The sequence below is a fragment of the Vibrio sp. 1288 genome (assembly GCF_033344475.1).
In genome coordinates this window covers 1-839 of record NZ_JAWPOX010000305.1, presented here as the reverse complement: position 1 = coordinate 839, position 839 = coordinate 1, and the positions used below count along the sequence as shown (strand labels likewise).

The following is an 839-nucleotide window of genomic DNA, read 5'->3' as shown; positions in this document are numbered from 1 at the left end:
CAAAAAAGACGAAGGTCTGCGCCCAGCACACATCGATGCTTACCACGATCCTGTGACCAAAACCTACTTGCAGCTATACACCGCTTATCAAGAAGCGTGTGACCGTGCAGGTTTGGTCGATTTTGCAGAAATTCTGCTTCGCGCTCATGAGCTACTGCGCGATAACAAGTTTGTCCGAGAGCACTACCAGGCTCGCTTTAAACACATTCTGGTTGACGAGTTCCAAGACACCAACAATATCCAATACGCTTGGCTACGCATGATGGCGGGGCCTGAGTGTCATGTGATGATTGTGGGTGACGATGACCAATCGATTTACGGTTGGCGCGGAGCAAAAGTCGAAAACATTGAGAAATTCACCCGTGAATTCCCAAGTGTAACCACCATTCGCCTAGAGCAGAATTACCGTTCCACCAAGACCATTTTGGAAGCTTCCAATACCTTGATCGCCAATAACACCGAGCGTATGGGTAAAGAGCTGTGGACTGACGGCGTTGTTGGTGAGCCGATTTCGGTTTACAGTGCTTACAACGAGTTGGACGAAGCCCGTTTTGCGGTTAACAAAATCAAAGAGTGGCAAGACAAAGGCGGAGCATTGAATGATGCAGCGATGCTGTACCGCAACAACGCCCAGTCTCGTGTACTGGAAGAAGCGTTGATTCAAGCTGGTCTACCATACCGTATTTATGGTGGTATGCGATTCTTCGAGCGTCAGGAAATCAAAGACGCACTGGCCTACATGCGTTTGATGGCCAACCGTAATGACGATGCTGCATTTGAACGTGTGGTGAATACGCCAACTCGTGGTTTAGGTGACAAGACACTAGAAACCATTCGCC

Annotated in this window: 1 protein-coding gene; it reads left to right on the top strand. The window is 48.9% G+C overall.

The genetic code is table 11. The features are described 5' to 3' along the window. On the top strand, nt 1–839 hold an 839-nt coding region (locus tag R8O11_RS26400), incomplete at both ends, for a 3'-5' exonuclease (RefSeq protein WP_318194766.1).